General features: G+C 59.8%; 11 protein-coding genes and 1 pseudogene. 8 read left to right on the top strand and 4 right to left on the bottom strand.

Annotation, left to right across the window (positions count from 1 at the left end):
* Together A5652_RS27340 and A5652_RS27335 are read left to right on the top strand one after the other, a co-directional pair.
* A partial coding sequence (locus A5652_RS27340) for a hypothetical protein (RefSeq protein WP_232001065.1) occupies nt 1–692 on the top strand: 692 nt, incomplete at its 5' end.
* Nucleotides 693–757: 65 nt separating this feature from the next.
* Nucleotides 758–1,432, top strand: a complete 675-nt coding sequence (locus A5652_RS27335) for a hypothetical protein (protein WP_156745105.1) — start codon at nt 758–760, stop codon at nt 1,430–1,432.
* 22 nt (nt 1,433–1,454) lie between these two features.
* On the opposite strand, the gene A5652_RS27330 is transcribed toward A5652_RS27335, so the two are convergent.
* Both A5652_RS27330 and A5652_RS02210 read right to left on the bottom strand, forming a co-directional pair.
* Nucleotides 1,455–1,754: a hypothetical protein gene (locus A5652_RS27330; RefSeq protein WP_156745104.1), complete on the bottom strand. Its 300-nt coding sequence runs from the start codon at nt 1,752–1,754 to the stop codon at nt 1,455–1,457.
* Between the two features lie 164 nt (nt 1,755–1,918).
* Nucleotides 1,919–2,137: a hypothetical protein gene (locus A5652_RS02210; protein ID WP_156745103.1), complete on the bottom strand. Its 219-nt coding sequence runs from the start codon at nt 2,135–2,137 to the stop codon at nt 1,919–1,921.
* 243 nt (nt 2,138–2,380) lie between these two features.
* Between A5652_RS02210 and A5652_RS02205 the strand changes: the two genes are divergently transcribed.
* The 4 genes from A5652_RS02205 (at nt 2,381) to A5652_RS02190 (ending at nt 4,908) form a co-directional block, all read left to right on the top strand.
* On the top strand, nt 2,381–2,740 hold the full coding sequence (locus A5652_RS02205; protein WP_156745102.1) for a P27 family phage terminase small subunit: 360 nt from the start codon (nt 2,381–2,383) through the stop codon (nt 2,738–2,740).
* Nucleotides 2,737–3,087: a hypothetical protein gene (locus A5652_RS02200; protein WP_067346201.1), complete on the top strand. Its 351-nt coding sequence runs from the start codon at nt 2,737–2,739 to the stop codon at nt 3,085–3,087. The genes A5652_RS02205 and A5652_RS02200 overlap by 4 nt, the downstream gene beginning before the upstream one ends.
* Nucleotides 3,088–3,567: 480 nt before the next feature.
* Nucleotides 3,568–4,581, top strand: a complete 1,014-nt coding sequence (locus A5652_RS02195) for a phage major capsid protein (RefSeq protein WP_067346199.1) — start codon at nt 3,568–3,570, stop codon at nt 4,579–4,581.
* The gene (locus tag A5652_RS02190; RefSeq protein WP_067346197.1) at nt 4,582–4,908 is read left to right on the top strand and encodes a hypothetical protein; all 327 of its coding nucleotides are present in this window, start codon (nt 4,582–4,584) and stop codon (nt 4,906–4,908) included.
* 557 nt (nt 4,909–5,465) lie between these two features.
* Here the strand turns inward: A5652_RS02190 and A5652_RS27325 are convergent.
* A complete protein-coding gene (locus A5652_RS27325) occupies nt 5,466–5,966 on the bottom strand; it encodes a hypothetical protein (RefSeq protein WP_156745101.1) in 501 nt (166 codons plus the stop codon).
* Between A5652_RS27325 and A5652_RS29055 the strand changes: the two genes are divergently transcribed.
* Complete coding sequence (locus tag A5652_RS29055) at nt 5,879–6,433, top strand: excalibur calcium-binding domain-containing protein (protein WP_369805725.1); 555 nt, start codon at nt 5,879–5,881, stop codon at nt 6,431–6,433. The genes A5652_RS27325 and A5652_RS29055 overlap by 88 nt on opposite strands.
* Here the strand turns inward: A5652_RS29055 and A5652_RS02180 are convergent.
* Nucleotides 6,409–6,732, bottom strand: coding sequence for a hypothetical protein (locus A5652_RS02180; protein ID WP_156745100.1), 324 nt, complete (start codon nt 6,730–6,732; stop codon nt 6,409–6,411). The genes A5652_RS29055 and A5652_RS02180 overlap by 25 nt on opposite strands.
* 366 nt (nt 6,733–7,098) lie before the next feature.
* Between A5652_RS02180 and A5652_RS26310 the strand changes: the two are divergent.
* A pseudogene (locus tag A5652_RS26310) lies at nt 7,099–7,205 on the top strand (nuclear transport factor 2 family protein); the annotation flags it as partial.

Below are 7,205 nucleotides of genomic sequence, written 5' to 3'. Positions count from 1 at the left end.
GCGCTGCTGTTCGCGGCTCCAGAACTGTTCTAAATGGCTCCAGAATCGCCGCAGACAGACGAATGATCACGAGGGCGCCGGAGCCACCCTGGATTGCCGCTCTGCCTCTCATGCGTCCACCGCATCCACCGCTGCCGACCTCGGCCGCGAACTTCTCCCGACAGCCGATGGCCCACGTCGTGCGTTCGAATGTGTTGGGTTTGCGTCGCGCCTGCGGCGTGTGTGGGCATCGCCTGCCTGACGGCCACCCCGTGTACCGCCAATGGGCACGCGGAATAGTCGGAGAGAACGGCGTATTTACCGCCTCGGGAACGCTGCCGGGGCACAAATCGTGCGCCCTTTATGCCGCCCTCGTGTGCCCGTATCTCAAGCATGTCGAGGGCTTGACGGTGCAGGGCTTCGGCCGTCACGGCGTCGTACTGGCTGACGCACAGCCACCGCAGGACTTTCTATCCTTCGGCTATATCGACCCGGTAGACGAAACCCCTTGTGATTCAAAGCTTCTGACGGCCTATGAGCAGGCGGTCGCCGAAGACAACATAGACACATCGTCCTGGCTGCATTGGATGGATGACCGCCCCGCAGAGATGAAGCAACTAGCCGCCCTTGCCCACGCGGACAAGGTGAACTGGCCAAACCTCTGCGCCGCGGCGATGCCGTTTGCGCCCGACAAGCGATTGGCATGGCTGTGAGCGGGTGCCCCTTTAGCGCGCTCACCGAGCCGCCCTGGCAGCGAGGGCTACCAAGGATGGGGCCGTTGATCCTCCCGGAACGCATCCCGCGGCCGGCCAGCCACCAGCGCTTCGCGGCCCTGGCGATGTCGTTCCCGGAAACGAGTTCAGGCGACAATGTACGCGCCGCCGCCTTGGCTTTGCGGCGTCGCTGCTCCGCTTGCGGCTGCAACCTGACCGGCAACGTTTACAACGTATGGACTGAGTCGCCAGACGAGGAGCGGGCACCGTGGGTTATTTGGCGCAATAACATATACATCTCTGGGCGCCCGGGGCCGATGCACAAAAGCTGCGCCCTATGGGCTGCCTTGCAGCAATGCCCCTTCCTGCGGCATCCCACGTCACGACGCAAGCTCTCGAATCCTGGGGCGCGACGTGGGGACGCCGCCCTGGTGGGCTTCGCCAGGCACGGATTCGGCTTTAACGACCCACAAGACCCGGACTGGGTGTTCACGTGGGTCGATGTCACAGAGAGCATTTCGTACGTAGCATCGCGGGACTTGCTCCCCGTTTATGCCGAGGCCGTCGCAACGGACGCGAAGCTGATCGACATCCAGAGCCGCTTGTATTGGACGGACAGTGCCATGGATTCGCATCTTCTGCGCGAGTGCAAGCGTGTTGATGATGCCCGGTTGACGATGATGCGGCGCGGCGGTCTCAAGGTGTCCGCCGATGAGAATTATCGTCTAGCCCTGCTGTAACCCGGCAGCAGGCGCTGTGGGGCTAATCCCAATTGCTCCTCTCCTCCTCGGTCAAGCCCCGATCCGCTTTCCGGACTTCTTTATCCGCATATGCGTTGGCTTCCTCCGCGGTATCGAATCCAACTGGGGGGTAGCGGTAGTGACGCCGTTCGGGAAACGCCAGCCAAGGCTTGGGGCCGTACTCCGCGGGATTGGTATTGCGCTCGACATGGACGTTGAGCCTGTGCCCCGGGTGGATAAAGCTGTCGGGCTGTGGGTCAGCGTCATCGTCCTCGGGGGGTTCGTCCTCCGGCCTCTTCTTTTTGGGCGTGTCTTCACTCACGGTCCCAGGTTATCAAGCGCACGCTGACACGATTAAGTGATTCACGTTCCTTAACACGAAATCGCCTGCAGCGTAGCCCCATACGGTTGACGCGGGATAGCGAAATGCTCCCCCGTGAACAATGCCGGGCTATATGCCGCCCAGCCCGGTATGTGAGCCCGCCCCTACACTTCTTCGCCGTCTATTGCGTGGAGCCGGGCGTCAAGTCGGCCGATCTGCGTGTAGAGCCCTTCAATGATGGCACCCATGGCGTGCAACACCGGGATCAGCGCTTTGGCGTCGCCCGTGCTGCCAACAATATGCATCTGGGGGCCGTTCATATCGAGTTGGGCCTTCAGGCTGTCCATTAGGTGGTCCAGGGATCTTTCGTCTCTTGCATCCATGGTCACCATATTAGGTCCAGAAGTATTCAAACAGAGCCCTTGTCTCCCTTGACATTTCAAGGGGAGGGGGTGGGTTCGAATCCCTGACCCAAAACGGCCCTCCCGACCCTTCGGGCGCAATCTTGAGCGGTCACGACCTCGAAAACTGGTTTTTGTGGGAATCCCTCACTGACACAAGCGTTTTCGACCACCCGCAGTGCGCGAAAACCATTGTGTCACAACGACTTTTGCTAGGAACCACTCTTGAATAATACCTTTTCTCCGCCGCGCCCGCTATGCGGCGACGCGATGGTGGTCTTTGAGCGCCATGCCGAGCGCCTATACCGGGAGGGCCGCTGGACCAGCATCGATACCGAATTGCTGGCCGTCTTCGCCGAGACACTGGTCCTGTACCGGGCGTTCTGGCAAGACGTTGAGGACCACGGCACCCTGATCCCCGGCCGCGATGCCGGGCTGGTGAAGAACCCGTCGCTGACGGGTCTGCATACGAGTCGGGCTGACCTGATCCGGCTGAGTCGGGCTATCCCGCTGTTTTCCCATAAGGGCGATGTCGATGGCGGCGCGTACGTGGATCGATTGCTCACGGAGGTAATGGACAGGTGAGCGTTGAAGCCCGTGTGGCTGAGATTCGGTCGTGGACCCGACCGCCCCGCCCGGTCAGCTTGAAGCGGGTTGCCGACTATGCGGCCCTGGCCGCGAGTTGGGAGGAATACCGGCTGAAGGTGCATCGCGACTCTCTGCCGGCCGATGCCGAGAGGTTCCTGGCGTTGACCACGGCGCTCCGCCCGCTGGTCGCTGAGTTGGCGCTGCCGCGTATCTGCACCGCTGATGATCCCGGCGAGGGTGTGCCGGGGATTACTGACCGCAATGGATACCTGAGTGGTGATCCGGCCCGGATTCTGAGTGATCCGTGGCCCTACGCCACGGCTATAGCCCTCTTCTATGGCTAGAACTCGCCAAAAGAGGCAATGCCCGGTTTGCGGCGTCGCCGTCCGCGTTGATGGCTTGGGCCGTTTGGCTGCGCATGGTTTCCGCAAGCCCTGTAAGGGCAGTGGCCGCGTGGCCGTTGGCCCGTGAGGTCGTGACACCAGACATCACGCAAATAGCCCGGAGAATTGGATTTCGGGCCATTACACGAGACTTAGGCTTAACCGCCTAATTGGCTCAGTCCCCGCCGCTTATCTTCGGCCGCTCTTCGGACCCGCTGAAGATAACCCGCACTGGATAGAAGCCAACCACCCGCGCCGCCTACTTTGGTAGCCCGCGCCGCTGGAAGTCCAATAACGACTACCAACGAAAGAAAATTGAAAAACACAAATGAATGTAAAGACCTATGACGCGCTTCCCACGAACTCGTCCGGGCGTCGACCCATGACGAAGTCGCTAAGGCAATTGACAAATTCGTCGGCAATAAAAAGGGCTCTCGGGCCATGGATGCTGTGATCGCGGCGGGCGGAAGCCAGCGCGGCTTCGCCGATGCCGAGGTGGGAAAGAAGGCCCTGACCGGGGCGCAGCTCAACCCGCTGCGGTTCTCTGACGCTTCGGCCAAGACACTGTATGACGCCGTGAGCAAGCGGCAGACCGCCAGCGTGAAAGCGTTCAGCACCGTTGATTCGCTGCTCCCGCCGGAGCTAGCGCCCGGTGTGCTGGCCAAGATCCACGAGCACCGGCTGCTGGATTATCTGCCGACCACGGCCATCTCCGCCCCGTCGTACGAGATCATCGTGCATTCCAGCACCACTGGCGCGCCGACCCCGGTGGCCGAGGGTGGCACCAAGCCCGAGGTCGTGCTTAACACCGACAAGCAGATTTTGACTGCGGTCAAGCTAGCCGCCCACGTCGGTATCTCGTATGAGTCGATCAGCGATTACCCGACGTTCTACGGCTACGCGCAGGCCGAGGTCATGAAGGAAATCATGGACGTAGAAAACGCCCAGATCCTTTCTGGCTCAGGCACTTCGGGCAACATGACGGGCTTCCTGAACACGTCGGGAATCCTCACCCACGACGCCTCGGCCGACACCGGGACCAACGTCACCGCCCTGGACAGCATCGAGATGTCGATTGCGCAGCTGCGTGTGGGTTCCGCACTGGCCGAGGCCGACCTGATCGTGATGCATCCGACCACCTACTCGGCAATTCGCCGGCTGAAGAACACTCTCGGTAATTTCTTGATCGGTGATCCCACTGAGCAAGGCGCCCGGGAACTGTTCGGTGTGCGGATCGTCCCGACGACTGCCATCGCCGCTGGTTCGGCGTTGATGCTGGACACCAGCAAGTTCGGTAAGGTGCTTGTCCGCGAAGGGATTACGGTCCACGTCGGGCACTCGGGCACGGATTTCGTGCAAAACATCGCGCGACTCGTCCTTGAGGAACGCCTGGTGTTGGCGGTGGAACGTCCTGCCGCTGTGCTGGCGATTTCGAATCTGCCGACCGCGGCCTAAATGGATAGCTTCGAGACCCGGTTGGGGCGTGAATCAAGCCGCGGTAAGACTGAGTTCTTCACTGACTTGGCTTTCATTCAGACCGATGAGCACGGGCACCGTACCGAAGCGGTAGCGAAGCCCGAGCCTCTGCGTCGGGTGAAGGTACTGCCGCCGTTCTCGGTGTCCTACGAGGGCAACCGTTACTTACCGGCTCAAGTTGCCGAGGTACCGGAAAGCCTTGCGGATTGGTGGATCACCAATCAGTGGGTGGTCAGCGATGAACCGCCGCAGGTTGTGCACGATGAGCCTGCCGCGCCTCCGCGGCGTCGAGGCTCGCGAAAGTAACAAACCGTTCCCACCTTTTTCTGTTGTGGTGGGAATGCCAGAGGCGTCTAGTAAGACGCGCGACTGGCGAACTAAGTAAGTCCGCAACGGGGTTTGTTTTGCCTCCCCCACAGTTGCGGCATGCTGCATGCGGGCGGTGTTTTTACTAGTTATTTCTCCACCGCTGGAATGCCCCGCCTCAACGGGGTTTCCGTATTGCAGCTCGGGCCGGGGAGTGAGATAGCGCCGGGATGATTGAGCATCCCTGGGGTTCCTTATCAGCCCTCTCCCCGGCCCACCCCTAACTTTCAATGCTTCGCCTTGCTGCGCCGATTTGGCCCCGGCTGCGCGGGCGATGATGGGCGTGGGTCGTAGTCCGACTGCGCCCGGCCGGGGCGGCACAGTCACCGTCCCGGCCCCTTTACTTCCCGTACGAAATCTTCGTCTCCGCGAGCAAAGTACGGAAGAAAAGTTCTGCCTCTCGTAGCTGGCAGAACGTCGTTTAAAGCCGAGGGTTCCGGGCTTGGGTTGAGCCGAGCCCGGGCCACTCGGTGCCGCGCCCTTCGCATTTGAAGCCGCTAGTCCTCTAGATTAAAGACATACTCCTTTAGATAAGCCTGAATTTTATCGTGGGCCTTTTCGAGCTTCTTAATGTCGGGCAAATCCTTATAAGCTTGCAGGGCCTGGATATTCATATTTCTCTCAAAATAAACAAGCCCTTTCTTGCTACCAGCTTCCTTATGATAGAACCTGACCATCTGTCGAATCAGGTTACCTTCGCTGGTTGTTATTACCTCACAGTCAACACAGTCAACAAACCGTCTCAAGAGTTTACCTAGATCGTGGCCGGCAGCTTCAAGTTCCTCCTTGGAAACTCCCCGACTTCGTAACGTGCTTTTTAACGCCAACTCAATCGATAAGCAAATCAAAAAGTACTTAGCGGCGGAAAACCGCCCTGGCGATATGGCCTTCATTGCCACGTCTATGTCTGATGAGAAAACAGCCATACCCTCGGGGCTTAAATCGAATACAATTGGTTCCGGCACAATGTATTGTGTTTCCCCAGGTCCTTCTGGCATCAGGGTCTACCTTTCGTCACACATTAAGAAAACCACCCCGGTCTGCTGGGCCAACTGGGAGGTTGCTGGAAGTCTGTCTGAAGTTGCTGTGGCAGCGAGAACGGCACAGTGACGATGCATGCATGCCCACCCTGCGCGTCAGCGAGACGACACGTGACCGACTGGCGCGTGTGATCGCCTGGCTACTCATCGCAATCATCGTGATCTGCTTGATCATCATCATTGCGGCCCTGCTTAGGCGAGGCGCTACCCTTCAGCGTCCGCGATCCCCGTACCCGACCACCCACTTCACGCCCGCCCCGAGCCGGCCGGGGGTCTACTACAAGAACTGCGCTGAAGCCCATAAGGATGGTCGCTGGAACATTCCCGCGGATGACCCCGCTTACAGGCCCGCGCTGGATAAAGACCACAACGGCATCGCGTGCGAGTCCCGCGCTCAGCGTCAAGCGTTGGCACCAGTGCCATAGGCGTCGCCACCTGAAAGCAGCTCGTCAAGCCACGAACGAATCAGGGGCCAGCACTCCTCACTTTCGATGACAGCTGCGAGGTCTAGGTCGGATGCGTCCTGGATCACGCGCGCTTCGATGACATTGCCGGTGAGGTCTTGAGTTCCGGCGATAGCGCGGCTGTGGGGGCATTCGATGGTGAACGTGCGCGTCACTGTGATGCCGCCGCCCGTCTCGTTGACTTCCCAGCCCGATGTCCCTCGTGCGCCGGCCGGGAGAGAAACGCGGTAAATCTGGGCGGTGGGGGTAGCGTTTGGCATTGTCGGATCTCCTGTACAGGTTTCGGCCATTCCCCGGGGCGGTGCCAGCCGTCGCCGGGGCCTTTCCGCGCTTTGCGGTAAGTGCGCTAAGCATAGCCCAAGACAGTGCGGTGCAGTACGTGAAATTCGTTGTGGTGCAACGTATACGAAAACGATTGGAATCCTGCAAAAACGGGAGAGATGTGTCGAAAATGGTTCGCTGGATGCGAAAATGATCGGCGTGACTCATTTCCGGGTGATCGGCGGCAACTCCGCGTGGCCCTGACGGACTATGCTGATTGCTGATGTCCAAATAGTTCAGTCCATAGCGTTTACCCCTGACCTCGTTTTCCCAGGTCACAGCACAGCGCTAGGTGCGGGCTACGGAAAGACTATTGGGACTTCAACAGCCTGGTTGCCTTCGCTCCCCCGAACCACTTCGAGGGCTTGGCTTCAGGTGATGTGAGCTGGGTCTTTGACGCTTCGGCACTGGT

It is taken from the genome of Mycobacterium sp. 1165178.9 (assembly GCF_001673555.1).
Taxonomy (GTDB): domain Bacteria; phylum Actinomycetota; class Actinomycetes; order Mycobacteriales; family Mycobacteriaceae; genus Mycobacterium.
The sequence above is the reverse complement of the archived record's forward strand: the minus strand, read 5'-3'. Positions and strand labels throughout refer to the sequence as shown.